This is a genomic window from Pedobacter sp. N36a (genome assembly GCF_014472395.1).
Taxonomy (GTDB): Bacteria; Bacteroidota; Bacteroidia; order Sphingobacteriales; family Sphingobacteriaceae; genus Pedobacter.
In genome coordinates this window covers 58,903-77,872 of sequence record NZ_JACSZW010000008.1, presented here as the reverse complement: position 1 = coordinate 77,872, position 18,970 = coordinate 58,903, and the positions used below count along the sequence as shown (strand labels likewise).

Below are 18,970 nucleotides of genomic sequence, written 5' to 3'. Positions count from 1 at the left end.
TAAACAGGTATAGACTCCGACTATACAGTCGGAGTCTATGTTTAAAGTTATATTAAAATTAAGTGATTACTTAATTTCAACTACAGCTCCAGCTTCTTCTAATTGTTTTTTCAAAGCTTCAGCTTCGTCTTTAGAAACACCAGCTTTTAATTCTTTTGGTGCGCCATCAACTAAATCTTTAGCTTCTTTCAAACCTAGACCAGTTAAGTCTTTTACCAATTTCACAACTGCTAATTTCTGACCACCAGCTTCTTTCAAGATTACATCAAAAGTTGATTTTTCTTCAGCTGCAGGAGCAGCATCAGCAGGACCTGCAACAGCAACTGCAGCAGCAGCTGGTTCGATACCATACTCGTCTTTTAAGATTTGAGCTAATTCGTTAACTTCTTTAACTGTTAAGTTTACCAATTGCTCAGCAAACGCTTTTAAATCTGCCATATTTATAGATTTTAAAAAATTTTACGTAAAATAATAATTTATAATTTGAACTTTTAAGGTGTTCCTTAACCTTCTCTCTCTTGAAGAGTTTTAACAATTCCTGCAATTTTGTTACCGCCTGACTGTAAAGCTGAAACCACATTTTTAGCTGGTGATTGTAATAATCCAATGATGTCTCCAATAAGCTCTTCTCTTGATTTCAAGCTTACTAAGGTATCTAATTGGTTATCGCCAACAAATACTGTAGAATCGATATAAGCTGCTTTAAGTTGTGGTTTATCAGATCCTTTTCTCAAGGCTTTGATCAGCTTAGCTGGACCATTACCTACTGTAGAGAACAATAATGCTGATTGACCTTTAAGCGCAACATAGATTTCTGATGCATCACCTTCTAATCCTTCGATCGCTTTTTTGATCAAAGTATTTTTAGCTACCTGCATTTCAATCCCGCTTTCGAAACATTTGCGACGGATGTTGTTTACTTTCTCAACAGATAAGCTTGATGTATCGGCAATATAAAAGTTACCGAATTCCTGCATCTTCTCTAGAAGTGCTGAAACTACTACGTGTTTTTCTTCTCTGTTCATAATTAAATCCCCGCTACTGATTTAGTTTCGATTGCAATTCCAGGACTCATAGTTGAAGAAACATGAATGCTCTTAAAATAAGTTCCTTTTGCAGCAGATGGTTTTAGCTTAGAAATTACTTGAAGTACTTCTAATGCGTTTTCATATATTTTTTCTGCTGGGAATGATACTTTTCCTATTGAAGCGTGTATAATACCACTTTTGTCAACTTTAAAATCAATCTTACCGCCTTTTACATCAGTTACTGCTTTACCAACTTCGTTAGTTACAGTACCTGACTTAGGGTTTGGCATAAGGTTACGTGGACCTAAAACGCGGCCCAGTTTACCTACTTTTGCCATACAAGCAGGAGTAGTGATAATAATGTCAACATCAGTCCATCCACCTTCAATCTTGGCTACATATTCGTCTAAACCTACAAAATCTGCACCTGCTGCTTTAGCTTCTTCTTCCTTATCAGGATTACAAAGAACTAATACACGTACAGTTTTACCTGTACCGTGTGGTAAAGTAGCAATACCACGTACCATTTGATTGGCTTTACGTGGATCTACTCCTAATGCTACATCGATATCAACCGATGCATCAAATTTAGTAGTAGTGATATCTTTTACCAAAGCAGCCGCATCCTGTAAAGAATACGTTTTACCAGATTCTAGTTTAGCATGTGCCTTTTTTTGATTTTTTGTTAATTTAGCCACTGTTGTAAACTGTTTTTTGTTAATTAATTTGTCCAAGGTGCATCACCACTAACGGTGATTCCCATACTGCGTGCTGTACCTGCAACCATACTCATTGCAGATTCGATAGTGAAAGCATTTAAATCAGTCATTTTATCTTCAGCAATTGACTTAACCTGATCCCAAGTCACCGAACCAACTTTCTTACGGTTGGGCTCAGCAGAACCACTCGCTAATTTAGTAGCATCCTTTAACTGGATAGCAACCGGAGGGGTTTTGATGATAAATTCGAAAGACTTGTCAGCATAAACAGTGATTACAACTGGTAATACTTTACCTGGCTTATCTTGGGTACGAGCATTGAATTGCTTGCAAAACTCCATAATGTTCACCCCCTTAGCACCTAAAGCAGGTCCTACTGGTGGTGATGGATTTGCAGCTCCACCCTTGATTTGTAACTTAACAAGTGCACTGACTTCTTTTGCCATTTTCTGTTTTGTTAATTTTAATACTCAATGTTATAATGTTGGAAGCAAGTAACATTTAAGATCTTATATAATATTTCTATTCTTTTTCTACCTGCATATAGTTAAGCTCCAGTGGAGTTTTTCTTCCGAAAATCTTAACCATTACTTTCAGTTTTTTCTTCTCTTCGTTCACCTCTTCGATCACGCCGGTAAAACCATTAAATGGTCCATCCATTACTTTTACGTTCTCTCCAACATAGTAAGTTACGTTCATGGTTTCACCTTGCTGGCTCATCTCATCAACTTTACCTAAAATGCGATTAACCTCTGCTTGACGCATAGGCACCGGGTTTCCGCCTTTATCTCCTAAAAAGCCAATTACACTATTCACATTCTTAATAATGTGTTCTAGCTCTCCATCCAAATTCGCTTCAATTAAAACATATCCGGGGTAGAAGTTACGTTCTTTCGCAATCTTTTTTCCCTCTTTCATTTGATAGTATTTCTCCATTGGGATCAATACCTGAGGAACAAGGTGAGAAAAACCTAAACGGCTAATTTCAGAATCGATATACTGTTTTACCTTCTTCTCTTTACCGCTTACCGCCCTAACTACATACCATTTCAACTGATCGTCCATTTAGCTATATTAATTAGAAAGTGATTTATAAAAAGTATCTAAAACAAAAGTAGATCCCTTATCCATTGCAAAAACGACTAATGCAATGATAAACGAAGCTACTAGAACCAGCACTGCAGAATTTTGCAATTCTCCCCATGTAGGCCAAGTAACCTTCTGGGTCATTTCTTCATACGATTCTTTAATAAACTGAACTACTTTAGCCATAATCTTTTATTAGCACGGGAACAAGGATTCGAACCCTGATCAAAGGTTTTGGAGACCTCTATTCTACCGTTGAACTATTCCCGTGTATATTATGCTTTATCTCTTCAACTAAGATTTAGCAGCTTTATTAGAAACAAAGTAGTGGGTTTTTAAAGCCCAGCTACTTTGCTTTATTTTTGTGCTTTAAGGCCTATTGGCTTTAAATTACTTTACAATTTCAGTTACCTGACCAGCACCTACTGTTCTACCACCCTCACGGATTGCGAAACGTAGACCTTTTTCCATTGCGATTGCGTTGATCAATTTAACATTGATAGTCACGTTATCACCTGGCATTACCATTTCAGTTCCTTCAACTAAGGTGATTTCACCTGTAACGTCTGTGGTACGGAAATAGAATTGTGGACGGTATTTGTTAAAGAATGGAGTGTGACGTCCACCTTCTGCTTTTGATAATACATAGATCTCAGCTTTGAAATCTGTGTGAGGAGTTACTGAACCTGGTTTACAGATTACCATACCACGACGGATATCAGTTTTCTCAATACCACGTAACAATAGACCTACGTTATCACCAGCTTCACCATAATCAAGGATCTTACGGAACATCTCAACACCTGTTACAGTTGATTTAAGATTTTCAGCACCCATACCTAAGATCTCAACTGGATCTCCAGAGTTGATTACACCACGCTCAATACGACCAGTTGCTACAGTACCACGACCAGTGATCGAGAATACATCTTCAACAGGCATTAAGAATGGAAGGTCAGTTAAACGTGGAGGGATTGGAATGTAGCTATCTACAGCATCCATTAATTCCATGATTTTAGCAACCCAAGTAGGATCTCCGTTCAAGCCACCAAGAGCTGAACCTTGAATTACAGGGATATCATCACCAGGGAATTCATAGAAAGATAACAATTCACGAACTTCCATCTCTACTAGTTCTAGTAATTCAGGATCGTCAACCATATCCACTTTATTCATGAATACTACCAATGAAGGAACACCAACCTGACGAGCCAATAGAATGTGCTCACGAGTTTGTGGCATTGGACCATCTGTAGCAGCTACAACGATGATAGCTCCATCCATTTGTGCAGCACCAGTAACCATGTTCTTTACATAATCCGCGTGACCTGGACAGTCAACGTGTGCATAGTGACGGTTAGCTGTTGAATACTCAACGTGTGCTGTATTGATAGTGATACCTCTTTCTTTTTCCTCTGGAGCAGAGTCAATAGAATCAAATGAACGCGCCTCAGATAAACCAGCATCAGATAACACTTTAGTGATAGCTGCTGTTAAGGTTGTTTTACCGTGGTCAACGTGACCGATTGTGCCGATGTTTAAGTGCGGCTTGCTGCGGTCAAACTTTTCTTTTGCCATGTTTTTATACTTATTAGTAGGTTATAACTTTTTTATTTATTAATTGTTTTGATACAAATTCAACACAAAAAACCTTGTTCAACTGCTATAAACGACAGATTCAACAAAGCTTGTTTTTATCTTGAGCCAAAGATGGGACTTGAACCCACGACCTCTTCCTTACCAAGGAAGTGCTCTACCGCTGAGCTACTTCGGCTTTTAATCTCAGCTTCAATCTAATTTAAATTAAGTAGCTCAATTTTCATAATTGAATTGAGCTACTCAATTCCTTGCCGATTCTCCAGCTTTTCCAATTTTGAGCGAAAGACGAGGTTCGAACTCGCGACCTATAGCTTGGAAGGCTATCGCTCTACCAACTGAGCTACTTTCGCTTTTTTATTGTGGGGGGAGAAGGATTCGAACCTTCGAAGTCTTGCGACAACAGAGTTACAGTCTGTCCCATTTGGCCACTCTGGTATCCCCCCCTACCTTTAACTTGCCAATACTTTGCAGTATCGAAGTTAAAAGAGCCTCCTATCGGGATCGAACCAATGACCTACTGATTACAAGTCAGTTGCTCTACCAGCTGAGCTAAGGAGGCTAATATGATCATTGCAATGGTATGCACAATGATTTTTCTAAATGTTAATCTTTCACAGAACTAATCCGAATCTTTTAAGAGAAACGCCCTCTCTGATTGGGATTGCAAATGTACACCAATTTTAATATGATCCAAAATTATTTTAAAAAAAAAATGGCAGGACTTGATCCTGCCACCCTTTTTATTAAAAACCTCAAAAATATCAGCCTAATAATCAGATACTTCGTTGGCATTTAAAATTGCTTTATGTTCGCTTAATTTTTCTCGCGTTTTATCTTTGTGTTTAGTAATTTGTTTCCTCAGGGACTCAATTGCCAAATCTGTGGCCTCCTCAAAAGATTTACATTGCTCCTTTGCGAACATCGTAACTCCTGGAACCATCAGTTTGATTTCACTTATCTTGTTTGCTTCATCGTCTACATTTTCTAATTTTAAATAAACCTCCCCACTAATAATCTGGTCGAAGTACTGATCTAACTTATCTGTTTTCTTCTGAATAAACTCCAACAATTTCTGGTCTGCATTGAAATGGATCGATTGAACTGTAATTTTCATTGTTTCCTCCTTTTTTATGCCTTTGGATGGGCTTGTTTATATATTGATTTTAATCTCTCTATAGAGTTATGGGTGTATACCTGAGTTGCAGCCAGGCTGGCATGGCCCAATAACTCTTTTATTGCATTTAAGTCCGCCCCCCTGTTCAATAGGCTCGTCGCATAAGAATGACGCAGTACATGGGGGCTTTTTTTATCCTGTGTAGATATATATGTCAAATAACTGGTCACAATCCTGTAAATTAGTTTAGGATAAGCAGCTGCTCCCTTATCTGTAACGAATAAGGTGCCCGTTTTGTTATGAAAATTTTGTAATGTTTTTATGTCAAGGTAAGCTTTCAGCTGATCCGCAAGGAGTTTGCTGATGGGAATGATTCTTTCTTTATTCCTTTTTCCCAGTACACGGATTGTAGCCCCATAAAAATCGATGCTCTCTTCGCGTAGCGAAAGCATTTCTGCCAAACGCATGCCGGTTCCAAACAGCGTTTCTATCACCAGTTTATCACGAACAGAAGGAAAGCTGTCATTGAAAAATTCGCCGGAGTCCAGTAAAACATCCAGCTTCTGATCTTCGATAAATACAGGAAGTCTTTGAGGGATCTTTGGTGCCCTAACTAAGGTCATCGGACTCGCGCTGATCAAACCTTCGCGCAGCAGATACTTATAGAAACTACGGAGGGTAGACAATTTCCTGCCTATAGAACGCTCGGAAACCTCCTCCTCTAATAAGGCCACTATATAATTTCTTACCTGTATATGGCCGGCTCCTACCAGTGGCAGCTCAAAAGTCTGCTCCAGATAATCGCTGAACTGCAATAAATCCGTTTGATAAGATTTTAAGGTGTGTGGAGAATAACGTTTCTCGTGCTGGAGATAAAGGAGGAATTGCGCAACAACCATAGGCGTAGTATTTGTAAAACACGATAAGTGAATATACAAAAGATACGATGTGAAATGGTCAGAATTTTCACATTAAAAATAAAAAAGCGCTATCGGGTTCACCAATAGCGCTTTAATATCATAGAAACTTTTTTAGAAACTATACAGTTCCTTCAAGTTGCATGTTCTGCTTGTAAATTGCATGTTTAACTAACGTACGACGAGCTACAGATTTTTTCTCATAAGCTTGGCGGCTACGTAATTCTCTTAACACACCTGTTTTTTCAAATTTCTTTTTGAAACGTTTCAACGCCTTATCTAGTGATTCGCCGTCTTTAATATTAATGATAATCATAACGTAAATATACCCCCTCTCGTTGTTTTTAGGATTGCAAAGATAGAGCTTTGTTTTGAGAATCAAAACAATAACTGTATTTTTATTTAAAACAATGCTCATCTAATTTTGTCTATGATTTAACACTTACTTAAAAACCTATGAAAACAAAAAAAACGCTTTTCATCGTCCTCGGCATCGTCTTGCTCGTCCTGGCGGGATTTATCTACTTCCGCTTCTATTTTGTACTTGGAGAAGGCGTAAAGGCAGGAGAGCTCAACTATGTCGTCAAAAAAGGTTATCTCTTTAAGACCTACGAAGGGAAACTGATCCAGACCGGCTTAAGATCTAAACAAACCGGAAACATTCAATCCAATGAGTTTGAGTTTTCTGTGGAAAATGCCGCAATTGCTGAGAAAATGATGCTGAACAGTGGAAAAGTATTTGAATTGCGTTACAAAGAATATATGGGGGCTTTGCCATGGAGAGGCTATAGTAACTATGTCGTCTATGAGATCATTTCGATCCAGTAAAATAAAAAAATACGGCGACCCTAAAAGTCGCCGTATCCGTTCTTGGTTATATTTGGTTAGAATATGCTTTTATATATCAGGTAAGATATCAAATTAATCTCTTAATATCTCCCTTGCAATCACAATTTTTTGTATTTCGGACGTTCCTTCCCCAATCGTACACAATTTACTATCCCTATAAAACTTCTCTACCGGGAAATCTTTCGTATAGCCATATCCCCCAAAAATCTGTACCGACTCTGTCGCACAGCGCACCGACACTTCAGAGGCGAAGTATTTAGCCATAGCCGATTCTTTAGTCATCGGTAATCCTCGATTCTTCAAATCAGCCGCCTGTCTGATCAATAATTCTGCAGCCTCAATCTCTGTGGCCATATCTGCCAGCTTAAAGCTGATACCCTGGAAGCTAGAAATAGGCTGTCCAAACTGATGACGTTCCTTCGAATAGGCTACGGCAGCTTCATAAGCTCCTTTAGCAATCCCCAATGATAAGGCTGCAATAGAAATCCTGCCGCCATCCAACACCTTCATCGCTTGCTTGAATCCTTCACCTACCTTACCCAGCAGATTTTCTTTAGGTACCCTGCAATTGTCGAAAATCATTTCTGTCGTCTCAGAAGCGCGCATTCCCAGTTTATTTTCCTTTTTACCGGCAGCAAAACCTGGAGTACCTCGCTCTACCACAATTGCTGAAATTCCTTTTGAATCTCCTTTTTCACCTGTACGAACCATTACAACGGCGATATCACCGCTTTTACCATGGGTAATCCAGTTTTTAGCTCCATTGATCACATACTCATCGCCTTCTAAACGGGCGGTAGTCATCATGCCCAAAGCATCAGAACCCGTATTTGCTTCTGTTAATCCCCATGCACCAATCCATTCTGCACTCGCTAGTTTAGGCAGCCATTTATGTTTTTGTTCTTCCGTTCCAAAAGCTAAAATATGCCCGGTACATAAAGAATTGTGCGCTGCCAGCGATAAGCCGATAGAACCACACACTTTAGCCACTTCTACAATTACATCAACATATTCCTGATAACCGAAACCAGATCCCCCGTAAATTTCAGGAACCAGTACACCCATCAATCCTAATCCGCCAAGCTTTTTGAAAACCTCTACCGGAAATTGCTGCGTTTCATCCCATTCCATTACATGAGGACGAATATTTTTTTCAGCGAAATCTTTTACCATCTTCCTGATCATCTCCTGATTTTCTGAAATACTAAAGTTATAGCCTACAGAACTATCCATCGTTTCTAACATATCTTATTGTTTGAATTTCAACAATTATAAGGAATAAAAACGCTTCTAACCACAGTTGAAAATTCGCCTCCTGATAGAACGAAACGGTATTTAGTTCATTAACCGTACCCCTTCATTTTTAGAGAAAGCTATGAAGAAGATTAGTAGTTTATATTTTTTTTTAATTTAGTTTTGAAAAGACTATAAATTAAACGCAATCATGAGATTTATTACGAGAAAAGACATCCTCCAACAATTAAAAAATGACTTGATTGGAAAAGATGCCTACCGTGGAGTAACGCTTACCTACTCCTGGATGGCCAATCAGTTCGGCCACTTCTCACTCGGATTTATTCCAACCTTTATATTGTTTGCTTTTCTGACTTCCAAAACCGAAATGTCCAGGCCGGAAATCTGGGCACCAGTGATCATCTGGGGATGTTGGATCTTATTTGAACTCTATAATTTCCTTGGGCCATTACTTTTTAATGTCAACTCAAAAAGTCAGGGCCTGCAAAATAAGGACTATATCTTTCATCCGGAATGGGGGAATATCACTTTTGATACACTCACAGACCTTTGTTTTTTTGGCTTAGGCGCATTTGCCTGCAGCTTACTCTGTACTTACAGTCTGCCAACACTGCTTACTTTTCTAATTTTATGTGCCCTCGCCATCTATCCTTCTTATTATTGGTATTCCACTAAAATGCATTTGCAAAATGCCGGTTATCCCTTCCAGCTGCGACTGAGCCAATGGAAATTCAATATCCAGGAAAACCATAAAATGGTAATTGCAGATTTTGTAAAAAATCCACAATCAGGAAAACACCTGTTACTATTCGGATCTAAAGGCAGTGGAAAAACCTCTCTTTCTGTAGCCATCGCTACCGAATTATCCATTAAGAACAACCGATGCAGCTATGTGACCGCTACAAAATTACTGTCTATGTTTTTCGAGAAAGCAGAACGGGTGGCCATTTCACCGGGCTCATGGGCATGGCATGATTCCTCCCTACTGATTATTGACGACATCAATCCTGGCGGACAAATCAAAAAAGACATCTTGCGGGCTCCATTATTTTATGAATTACTAGACAATCCCGAGTATGGTCCTTTTAATAAAGAACACCTAAAAAAGATGAACACCATTTGGGTGATGGGAAATGAGGAATCTCCGGAACAGCAGGAAGAACGCTGGGAGCATTTATTTCAGCAGATTGGCATCGCCGATTCGAATGTACTCCGCGTCAATCTTAATCCCCCTTTAAGGTAAAATAGAATTGTCGTAAGCAAAACTCACCAGATGCGTGAGGCTTTTTACATTGAAACGCTTATATAAAGGAATGATCCGTTTCTCTATAGCAGAGTGCGACACCTTCAAATCACGGGCGATCTCTTTGAAGGAATAACCTTTTGCCACCAATTCTAATGCTTCGCGCTCCTTATTAGAAATGGCCAGGTAGCTGAATAAAATCTTGTTCAGCTCCTCTTCAAACTTTTCCTTTTCAGGGCCATAAGCCGCATAACGCATCACTTTCCCAAAGATCAGGCTTCTGTTCACCTGGAAACGACCAATAATTGCAGTGATCTTTCCATTTTCTGAACTGTATACCCCCACCCTTACAGACATTGGAACAGCTGTTCCGTCCTTATGGATCTTCTTCAATTCAATGCTGAAGCTATACTTTTCAAGATCTTTACTTTTTTGGTGGATAAACTGAAGCGCTTTATCGTTCAGTTCATGAGAAAAAGGAGCAAATTCCGGCGCCGACATATTCACCAAAGCCAGCATATTAATTTCACTGTCTTTATAGCCTAATATCTCTTCCCAGCCACCGGCATAAATCATGCGGTTTTCCTTAAAAGAGTAAATATAAATTGCTTCATCCGGGAATCTGGGTAAGGTTTTATCAAAAAAAATAGCCTGCTCACTTTCCATATCCGAAGGTATATCGGTGATGAATGTTTTAGAATAATCCCCAAAGTTCTCTCTCAGCTGCATTTTCATTGAAATATATTTCCATAAACTGCGTGTTTTCACAGTTGACAATCCTTAAATCTAGGAGTAATTTTACGCCAAATTAAATAAATAAACAAAAAACTATTCCAAGAATATAGAAAACAGACTATTTATCTATATAAATAATAAACCATGTATCTAAAAAATCTCAACAAATCTTATGTCACCCGATACACGATAGTCCTTTTAAAGGCGATCGCGATTATATTATTCCTCTTTTGCTTTTATCAAGCCTGTAAAATTACCAGCTAGCATATAACTCCCCCCTTTTATATATATGAATATGCAATCCTATCCTCCATAGGATTGCATTCATAAATCTTTTGAAAACACTTAGTACCCCGCCAGGGAATATACGCTGGCGTGGTAAGGAGTTAAACGGTCTTTTCCATTTAAAAAGTCAAGACTAATGATAAAAGAATAAGCCGCCACTTCTGCACCCAGCTGCATGATCAGCTTGGAAGCTGCTACTACGGTACCACCGGTAGCCAGTAAGTCGTCATGAATCAACACCCGCTGTCCTGATCGTAAGGCATCCTCATGAACTTCAATCGTTGCCGTACCATATTCCAGTGCATAAGACTCTTTTATCGTTTTATAAGGTAATTTTCCTGCCTTGCGAATCGGAATAAAAGGAACGTTTAAAAGTTGTGCTAATCCAGGACCAAACAAGAATCCCCTGCTTTCAATTCCTGCCACCACATCAATTTTCACATCGGCCAGCTGTGCAGCTAAAGATTTAATGATCTCCAGACACAATTCAGGGTCTTTTAAGATCGGCGTAATGTCTTTAAACACAATTCCAGGTTTCGGAAAATCATTAACGTCCCTAACTGTCTTTTTAATTTTTTCTGCTATCATTTCTAAAAAATAAGATAAGGCGCTAATTTTTCAATCAATTCAGGTGTTAAAACAACCACCTTATTTAAGTCTGCAATATTACTATAATTTCCGTGTTGTTTTCTATAAGCAATTACCGCATTGACCTGCTGGTAACGAAGATAAGGATGGCGGTTGAAATCAGCTGCCGAAGCCGTGTTGATATTGATCTTTCGCAGCAAAGAAGGATCAACAGTGACCTGCCCTTTGATTTCCTCATATTTCAAACTGTCCACTCCAAACACCTCCATCAGCTGTTCTTTTTTATAGAAACCACCAATCCTTTCCCGGTAAGCCACTATCCTTCTGGCAAATACTTTTCCTATGCCATGAATGCGATCCAGCGCTAAAGTATCGGCGGTATTCAGTGCAACCATGACCTTTTCTTTTACAGGGAAATTTTGTGCAGGGCGATCCCGATAATCAGCACGATGATCCAGTATTTTTTCCCTGAGCTCAATTTGAACATACGGCTCCAGCTGCAGATACAATTCCGGAGCAATCGTATACATCTTCTTCAGATCTGAGGGAAGACGAAATACGCCGCCCTTAGCGCGATAGTTTAAAATCGCCTGGGCCTGCTTTGGAGATAAACCCAATTCTTGCCAGCCTTTAGCAGTAATTGTATTCGGGTCAAAATAAAACATTTTGGATTTTCTTTTTTGCCGAAGCCCGGGAGAAGAGTGATGCTTCCCTAGCTTGCTTTCGGCCCTTTCCGACTCCCTGTCCAGCTCCAGTTTCAGCAGCGCGACCTGTTCCTCTTGTGTCGGTCCCTTTAAAGGAATCAAAATCCGGTAAAAAGCCGGAAATACCGCGATCATACCAATCAGCACAATTAACACCAACAGCCCATTGAACTCCCTTTTGGAAAATTGAAAGTAGTTATTTAGCCATTTTCTGATCACCTGCACAAGGTAGGTACTGTTATTTAAAAATATAAATCTTATTTTTGAAATTGCTTTATTATTCACAAACAAAATTAGATGAAGATCATAACCACCAAAGAGTTTGCAGAGGCTACAAAAATAGATAAGCTGGGTGTGCCTGGCCTGGCAGCCCTGCTTATGGAGATGATGAAATTGAATGACATCAACAAGGTTTTTTCCCAAAACAAACATTATAACGGGTTAGAATTTGTTGACAAAATATTAGAAACCATTGGCGTTACCATAGACTTTGACGAAGACGATCTGAAAAGTATTCCTAAAACCGGAGGTTTTATCGCGATCGCCAACCATCCTTATGGAGGTATCGAAGGTTTAGCACTGGTAAAGTTACTTTGTACCGTTAGACCAGAAGCCAAAGTGATGGTCAACTTCATCCTGAAAAAGATCCCTAACCTGAGTGAATTCTTCGTTGCCGTAAACCCATTCGAAAACGTACAGCATACATCCAGCATCAGCGGACTTAAAGCCACCTTCGACCTATTGCAGAGCGGCACCCCAATAGGGATTTTCCCTGCCGGTGAGGTATCTACCTTTAGCCTGGACAAACAGGAGATTACCGATCGCCTATGGCATCCGGTAGTGGGTAAATTAATTGCCCGTGCTAAAGTTCCGGTAGTGCCCATTTATTTCCATGGCAACAATGGTGTACTATTTAATATTTTAAGCTTTATCCACCCGACTTTAAGAACAGCTAAGCTCCCTTCAGAATTCCTGAATAAACAAGGCCTTAAAATAAAGGTAAGAATCGGAAAACCGATTCATATCGAAGACATCTCTTATAGAAACAATACCAATAAACTCCTTGATTTCTTACGTGCCCGTACCTATGCTTTAGGAACAGGTTTAGAGCAAGAGAAAAAACTATTCAATCCGATCAATCTTTTCAAAATTAAGAAGACACCAGTGCCTGTCATTCAAGAAACCGAACGCTCACTGATTGTTTCAGAGATTGAAGAACTGGAAACCTTCAGGGTATGGCAGGAGAAGAACTATGAGGTATACATTACGCCAACTTCCAGTATTCCAAATATCCTGAAAGAGATCGGCCGTTTACGCGAGATCACCTTCAGAGAAGTTGGAGAAGGGACCAACAAAAAGATTGACCTGGACAACTATGATATTTATTACCATCACCTGTTTATCTGGGATACAGAAAAGCAAAATATTGTAGGCGCGTACCGCATTGGTAAAGGCGATGAGATTTTGGATACCATGGGCAGAAGAGGATTTTATCTTTCTGAACTCTTCAAAATCAAAGAACCTTTTTATCCAATCCTGAGAAAAGGAATAGAGCTTGGCCGTTCCTGGATCCGCAAGGAATACCAGTTAAAACCACTACCGCTATTCTTACTTTGGAAAGGTATCTTAAAATACCTGCTGGACAATCCCCAGTACCGTTATATGTTCGGTCCGGTAAGTATCAGTAATAACTTCTCTAAGTTTTCCAAATCACTGATTGTGGATTACATTACGAAGAACCATTTTGATTACGAACTGGCGGCTTTCGTGAAACCTAAGAACAAATTTAAAGCAGACTTATCTGCCATTGACAAGAACCTGCTGGTAGAAAGTAGTGAATCCTTGAAAGACCTGGATAGTTTGATCTCAGATATTGAGAATACACACATTAAGATTCCGGTATTGTTAAGACAATACATGAACCTGAATGCAAAAATCATCTGTTTCAATATTGACCCTAAATTCTCCGATTGTCTGGACGGATTCCTCCTGGTAGATATGCAGAACATTCCTGCAGAAATGCTGGAGAAGGTTGGCAAGAACTTTTAAAAACAAAGAACCCCGATAGTTGCTATCGGGGTTCTTTGTTTTTTACATGGATATCTGTTTTCCAGTTTTTAAATACTTCACAGCTACTCTCCGTGTTCAGCACGATAAATATTCGCCATCTAATAATGATCCTCTATCTCCGTTCTATTGAATTTGATATTTCTTATCAGAAATTCATTCGAATCTTTCAAATAGGAAATTTCCGATAGCTGAACACCAAGAGATATGGACAGGAACTTAAGCAAGTGTTCATCAGCTACTCTATTCATTATACCGGGGATTGTTATTATCGGCTCTTTAACCAACACAACATCTTCCTTCTCACATGAGGAAACAATAACCAATTCAGGTCAATATCAAAAGATAATAACCAAAATACCCTATGAGTAATTTACTCATAGGGTATTTTGGTTATGGAGAAGAGGAATGGTTATAGCTCAATGAACATATCCATTGTCATCCTTGTTTTTAGAATGTTGCACCAGCAGCGGCAGATGATCCTGCTTTCAATAAGAAGTTAGGAGCAGTTAGACTAAATGGACTTTCCAATAATGCAGCTGCAGCAGTTGCATCAATAAAGGTATTTCCTTTTGAAGTCAGGTAGGTTTTAAGCAAATCAACATTTGCGAAAGATGGTGTTGTTCCGTCAGCTACTATATCTTTACCTGCAATAAACGATTGGTAAATATTATTTTTGATCAATGAGTTTCCTTCAGTAGTTGCAACTAAAGCATCACCAGTTTCTTTATCACGGATATCGATACCATATTTAAATCCGATGAAAATAGAGTTTGCCAAAATCATTTTTGAACCCCTTCTCCATAGGTTAGCATATTCATGTTTTGCATCAGCAGTCACACCAGGACCAATCAAAGTCATGTTAGAAATCACTGGACGTGTTCTTGGATTAGAATCCCAAACTTTCTCAGAGTTATCAGACTCAATACCGTTAGACTGGCCAGCCTGATCCGCTAATTCTGGATTTCTTTGTGCTACTAAAAATTGTAGTCTACCTGAGAAACCATTATCAAAGTCAAAGATATCATCAACATTTGCAATAGAAACCAAGTGTTTTGCATTTACCGTACCACCAAACCATTCAAATGAATCATCACCAGAATAAGAAACCTGAACATAATCAACTACAGTTTTAGAACCTACAGAACCAAAAGTAATCCCATTAATTTCATTATTAGTTGCATAAGCAATACCAGGGAATTCTACACGTACATATTTAAGCACACCAGAGTTATCATCAGGAATATTACCACCATGGTTTCCTTCAGGAAGTGTTAAACCACCTTCAATTAACCCCTCACCACCAGGGATGTTATTGGTTGATTTACCAAGAATGATAATTCCACCCCAGTCACCAGGAGCTCTGTTTCCTACAGCCTCATTTGAAGTAAACACGATTGGTTTTGCAGCAGTTCCTTCTGCATTGATTTTACCACCACGTGTCACTACTAAAGTAGCCTTAGAAACTTTATCACCACGGATTACCGTTCCCGCAGGAATCGTTAGGGTAACCCCATTTTTAACATATACAAATCCTTTCAACAAATAAACTACTGAAGCATCTAAAGTCATGTTTGCAGAAATATCACCTGATAAGGTCACTGTAGGTGTACCATAAGCAGCAGCCTTTGGTGTGAAGTTGGTCCAGTTAGCAGTCCAATCTGTGGTACCAAATGCACCTCTGTAACTTACTTTATCAAAAAATGCATCTGCTAATGTAGCAGGAACAGATGGGTCAACAATAGGATCAATAATTGCATCGCCACCGCCTTTCTTACAACTGGTTATTGCTGTCGCTCCTGTAACTAGTAATGCTAACAGGCTTAAGTTTAATCTATTTTTCATGTCTGTTTATTGTTTGTTCAAATCTACAGCGGCTACATTAATCTGGCATTAATTCAGGATTAAGTATAGCCGCTATACGTGTTAAGTTATGGTTAAGACTATTTGATTTTGTAAGAGAAGCCAATAGATACTGAAGACCCAAAACGGTCTGCAATGTTCACATTATCAGTTTTCTTGTCGAATGATGCATTTGGATCAGAACCTTTTACTTTCTGGTAGTAATAAGCTTTGTTATTCAAAATATCACTGTAGTTCAGTTTTACTTCTGCTCTGGACTTGGCAAACTTCTTAGAAACCTGAAGATCCAGTACATTTCTTGAATACTCATAGATATCAGGATCTTCTACGTTACCGATTGCCCAGATGCGTGGACCTACCCTATTGTACAATAAAGTCACACCCAAAGTATTTGCAGCAGTGCTGTTATAAGTAAGGCCTGCATTGATCAGATAGGGAGACTGTCCCTGCATTGGTCTTACACCTTTTACATTCACCAGTTTAGAAACCACCACTTCCGACTTGATATAAGAAGCATTGGTATTGAAAGTAAAGTTGTTGAATTGCTCCCCAATGAATTTCAATGATTTTCTGAATTCCAGTTCGATTCCATATACTGTAGCAGATTCAGAGTTGGCATAGCTCAATGACCTGCCCGAATTTCCCAATTGCAAAGTCTGCTCTATCGGCAATTCGAAGTACTTATAGAAAGTAGATACTGAGAAGGTTTCTCCTGAAGCAGGGTAATAGGCGTAACCTAAATCCAAATTGGTAGTTTTCGATTGTTTCAAATTAGCATTACCCCTGATATTCATGTTTTTATTGAAATCATAAAAAGGGAAAGGAGCAAGCTCTCTGAATTCTGCACGCCCAACTGTTTGAGAAGCAGAAACCCGGATATCCGCTTTATCTGTTAAATTGTAAATCAAATTGGCAGATGGCAACAAGTTTGTTGTTGTAGAATCAATTTTCACCGGTTTACCATTGTCTACACTATTCAATTTCAATTGGTAAGACTCTAATCTTGCACCAACACTAAATCTTATTTTCTTAGTCAGGTACCCATCAAACATCGCATAACCAGCATTCAGGAGCGCACTAGCATCATAATGATCGCCACCATTGGTAATCTCATCATATACAAATCCATTTGGGCGGATATTCTCAGGAGCAAAAATCTGATCCTGTGGTAAAGTCAATAAAGCGTTGTCAAAATCACCGTTTCTGATCAGACCTAGAATCCTTGCATCGAAATCTCGCTTTCTGTACTGACCAAAATAACCAAACTTAATTTTGTTCTTATCCTGGAACCAGGAAACCGGAATGGTAAAGTTTAAGGCACCACCATAAGCATTCTCATTCAGCTTAGAGTTGAAGTTACCAGCAAGTCTGGCGTCAGCTGAAGCCGGTTGAATTGCAGCGACACCATCTTTAGAATATTCCATACGCTTGTAACCTGGCTCTTTTCTATCCGTATTCGCATAGTTCAGATTCCAATCCATTTTGATTTTACTATCTGAAGTTAATAAATGTTCACCGGTTAACTGGTTGCTCAATAAAGAACGCTGCAATAGGTAATCACCGGTTCTAAGAAATTCGCCACCCGCATCATCTTTACCTTCACGAATGGTAAACTGGTTTTCAAGCACCCTGTTATAGATGTTTTTTAGGGTGATTTTATTAGTACCCCAAGAGTAAGCGAAGTTGGCTAAAGCACCTATATTGGTGTTGAAGTTATATTGATTGTCATGAAACTGATCACCCAATGCCTGTCCGGTATAAGCCTTCTGGTCTGAAGTTTTCAATCTCTCATCATACCTGTATGTTAATGACAATACCGTTCCGAATTTAGAATCGTCTTTATACACTTTACTTGTACCGTAATTCAATTGAAAGATCGGACCCAGTTTAGCCGTTACTTTGTTATAACCCCAATTGTTTTTGAACTGTCTGGATAAATCAAATCTTTCTGCCGAATTCGGTTCCAGGGCTCTGAACACATCTGTTGATGGGAAGCCTTTTGGAATATCTCTTCCTTTATCATAAATCCCTAAAGCTTCCAGACCACCTCTTGGTGCTACATAAAAGTCTTTAAACGCAGACTGCATATTGATCGATGTTCCTAAAGATAAATTCAGGAAAGGGTTATCAGGAAAGTCTTTAGTGGTGATCTGTACTACGCCACCAGAAAAGTCTGCTGGAATATCTGCGGAAGCAGTTTTGTTGATCACTATGGCATCGATTAAATTCGAAGGCAGGATGTCAAATGAAAAGGCTCTCTTATCCACTTCCGTATTTGGAAGCATAGAGTTGTTCAGCATGGCTGAGTTATAGCGATCAGATAAACCACGAACAATCACAAATTTGTTGTCCTGGATACTGGCACCACTCACACGTTTCAACACTTCTGAAGTATTCTTATCCGGACTTTTTCTGATCAGCTCTGCAGAAATACCGCTGGAAATACTGATGCTGGCTTTTTGATTGGCAAAAAGCGTATTCACAGACTCCTTACTTGCGCTTGCAGAAATCACAACCTCGTTTAAGTTGTTAGAAGAAGATTCGTCTAATACAAAATCTATACTGGTAGAACCAGTTGCTTTCACTTCAATATCAGTAATTCTTTTTGTAGTATATCCGATGTAAGAAGCCTCTACAATATACTTACCAGCAGCAAGACCGCTAATGATATATCTTCCTTCCACATCCGTTGATGATCCTTTTGTGGTACCTGCAATTTTAACAGTCACACCAATCAGTGTTTCCCCTGTTTTTTTATCAGATACTTTACCAGAAATTTTGCCGGTTTGGGCAAACACTGTGCTGCCAATAATTACGAATAAAACGGTAATTAATGCCTTTTTGAACTGTAGTTGTGATTTCAATTTTCCCTGTTATTTGTTTCAGGCAAAACTATTACCACAATGTTAGGTCTATATT

The 18,970-nt window shown here is 39.0% G+C and carries 19 protein-coding genes and 5 tRNA genes; 3 read left to right on the top strand and 21 right to left on the bottom strand.

All coding sequences use genetic code 11. The features are described from left to right. Nucleotides 1-66: 66 nt before the first annotated feature. From rplL to rpsU, 15 genes are all read right to left on the bottom strand, one after another. Nucleotides 67-438 carry a 50S ribosomal protein L7/L12 gene (rplL, locus tag H9X96_RS16405; protein WP_187667330.1) on the bottom strand — a complete coding sequence of 124 codons (372 nt, stop codon included), beginning with the start codon at nt 436-438 and terminating at the stop codon, nt 67-69. Between the two features lie 65 nt (nt 439-503). Beyond that, the gene (gene rplJ / locus H9X96_RS16400; protein ID WP_187667329.1) at nt 504-1,025 is read right to left on the bottom strand and encodes a 50S ribosomal protein L10; all 522 of its coding nucleotides are present in this window, start codon (nt 1,023-1,025) and stop codon (nt 504-506) included. A 2-nt stretch (nt 1,026-1,027) separates the two neighbouring features. Further along, nucleotides 1,028-1,726 carry a 50S ribosomal protein L1 gene (gene rplA / locus H9X96_RS16395; protein ID WP_062551168.1) on the bottom strand — a complete coding sequence of 233 codons (699 nt, stop codon included), beginning with the start codon at nt 1,724-1,726 and terminating at the stop codon, nt 1,028-1,030. A gap of 23 nt (nt 1,727-1,749) precedes the next feature. Further along, a complete protein-coding gene (rplK, locus tag H9X96_RS16390; RefSeq protein WP_037443979.1) occupies nt 1,750-2,193 on the bottom strand; it encodes a 50S ribosomal protein L11 in 444 nt (147 codons plus the stop codon). Nucleotides 2,194-2,269: 76 nt separating this feature from the next. Continuing rightward, nucleotides 2,270-2,812, bottom strand: a complete 543-nt coding sequence (gene nusG, locus H9X96_RS16385) for a transcription termination/antitermination protein NusG (RefSeq protein WP_062550291.1) — start codon at nt 2,810-2,812, stop codon at nt 2,270-2,272. Nucleotides 2,813-2,821: 9 nt separating this feature from the next. Continuing rightward, nucleotides 2,822-3,019: a preprotein translocase subunit SecE gene (gene secE / locus H9X96_RS16380; RefSeq protein ID WP_062550292.1), complete on the bottom strand. Its 198-nt coding sequence runs from the start codon at nt 3,017-3,019 to the stop codon at nt 2,822-2,824. Between the two features lie 13 nt (nt 3,020-3,032). Next, a tRNA-Trp gene (locus H9X96_RS16375) sits at nt 3,033-3,103 on the bottom strand. A gap of 120 nt (nt 3,104-3,223) precedes the next feature. Then, nucleotides 3,224-4,411 (bottom strand): elongation factor Tu, encoded by a 1,188-nt coding sequence (tuf, locus tag H9X96_RS16370; protein WP_182956986.1) that lies wholly within the window; start codon nt 4,409-4,411, stop codon nt 3,224-3,226. A 124-nt stretch (nt 4,412-4,535) separates the two neighbouring features. Beyond that, nucleotides 4,536-4,607, bottom strand: a tRNA-Thr gene (locus H9X96_RS16365). 102 nt (nt 4,608-4,709) lie between these two features. Further along, nucleotides 4,710-4,782, bottom strand: a tRNA-Gly gene (locus H9X96_RS16360). A gap of 10 nt (nt 4,783-4,792) precedes the next feature. Then, nucleotides 4,793-4,875, bottom strand: a tRNA-Tyr gene (locus H9X96_RS16355). A 43-nt stretch (nt 4,876-4,918) separates the two neighbouring features. Continuing rightward, nucleotides 4,919-4,991, bottom strand: a tRNA-Thr gene (locus H9X96_RS16350). Nucleotides 4,992-5,198: 207 nt separating this feature from the next. After that, nucleotides 5,199-5,546 (bottom strand): ribosome hibernation-promoting factor, HPF/YfiA family, encoded by a 348-nt coding sequence (gene hpf / locus H9X96_RS16345; RefSeq protein WP_187667328.1) that lies wholly within the window; start codon nt 5,544-5,546, stop codon nt 5,199-5,201. Between the two features lie 14 nt (nt 5,547-5,560). Next, nucleotides 5,561-6,445: a tyrosine-type recombinase/integrase gene (locus H9X96_RS16340; protein WP_187667327.1), complete on the bottom strand. Its 885-nt coding sequence runs from the start codon at nt 6,443-6,445 to the stop codon at nt 5,561-5,563. A 139-nt stretch (nt 6,446-6,584) separates the two neighbouring features. After that, nucleotides 6,585-6,779, bottom strand: a complete 195-nt coding sequence (rpsU, locus tag H9X96_RS16335) for a 30S ribosomal protein S21 (RefSeq protein WP_062551169.1) — start codon at nt 6,777-6,779, stop codon at nt 6,585-6,587. Nucleotides 6,780-6,919: 140 nt separating this feature from the next. On the opposite strand from rpsU, the gene H9X96_RS16330 reads away from it, so the two are divergent. Continuing rightward, nucleotides 6,920-7,291, top strand: a complete 372-nt coding sequence (locus tag H9X96_RS16330; RefSeq protein WP_187667326.1) for a hypothetical protein — start codon at nt 6,920-6,922, stop codon at nt 7,289-7,291. A 93-nt stretch (nt 7,292-7,384) separates the two neighbouring features. On the opposite strand, the gene H9X96_RS16325 is transcribed toward H9X96_RS16330, so the two are convergent. Continuing rightward, nucleotides 7,385-8,557, bottom strand: a complete 1,173-nt coding sequence (locus tag H9X96_RS16325) for an acyl-CoA dehydrogenase family protein (protein ID WP_187667325.1) — start codon at nt 8,555-8,557, stop codon at nt 7,385-7,387. 199 nt (nt 8,558-8,756) lie between these two features. On the opposite strand from H9X96_RS16325, the gene H9X96_RS16320 reads away from it, so the two are divergent. After that, complete coding sequence (locus H9X96_RS16320) at nt 8,757-9,809, top strand: ATP-binding protein (RefSeq protein ID WP_222943920.1); 1,053 nt, start codon at nt 8,757-8,759, stop codon at nt 9,807-9,809. On the opposite strand, the gene H9X96_RS16315 is transcribed toward H9X96_RS16320, so the two are convergent. The 3 genes from H9X96_RS16315 to H9X96_RS16305 all read right to left on the bottom strand — a co-directional run bounded on the left by H9X96_RS16315 (nt 9,801) and on the right by H9X96_RS16305 (nt 12,406). Beyond that, entirely contained in the window at nt 9,801-10,544 is a 744-nt protein-coding gene (locus H9X96_RS16315) for a LuxR C-terminal-related transcriptional regulator (RefSeq protein WP_255431143.1), read from the bottom strand. The genes H9X96_RS16320 and H9X96_RS16315 overlap by 9 nt on opposite strands. Before the next feature lie 345 nt (nt 10,545-10,889). After that, nucleotides 10,890-11,417, bottom strand: coding sequence for an adenine phosphoribosyltransferase (locus H9X96_RS16310; RefSeq protein ID WP_187667324.1), 528 nt, complete (start codon nt 11,415-11,417; stop codon nt 10,890-10,892). Between the two features lie 2 nt (nt 11,418-11,419). Then, complete coding sequence (locus H9X96_RS16305) at nt 11,420-12,406, bottom strand: helix-hairpin-helix domain-containing protein (protein WP_187667323.1); 987 nt, start codon at nt 12,404-12,406, stop codon at nt 11,420-11,422. Nucleotides 12,407-12,418: 12 nt separating this feature from the next. On the opposite strand from H9X96_RS16305, the gene H9X96_RS16300 reads away from it, so the two are divergent. Then, entirely contained in the window at nt 12,419-14,170 is a 1,752-nt protein-coding gene (locus H9X96_RS16300) for a lysophospholipid acyltransferase family protein (protein WP_187667322.1), read from the top strand. Between the two features lie 468 nt (nt 14,171-14,638). Here the strand turns inward: H9X96_RS16300 and H9X96_RS16295 are convergent, their stop codons facing one another. After that, on the bottom strand, nt 14,639-16,033 hold the full coding sequence (locus H9X96_RS16295) for a hypothetical protein (RefSeq protein ID WP_187667321.1): 1,395 nt from the start codon (nt 16,031-16,033) through the stop codon (nt 14,639-14,641). Between the two features lie 98 nt (nt 16,034-16,131). After that, entirely contained in the window at nt 16,132-18,915 is a 2,784-nt protein-coding gene (locus tag H9X96_RS16290) for a TonB-dependent receptor (protein ID WP_187667320.1), read from the bottom strand. Nucleotides 18,916-18,970 lie beyond the last annotated feature (55 nt).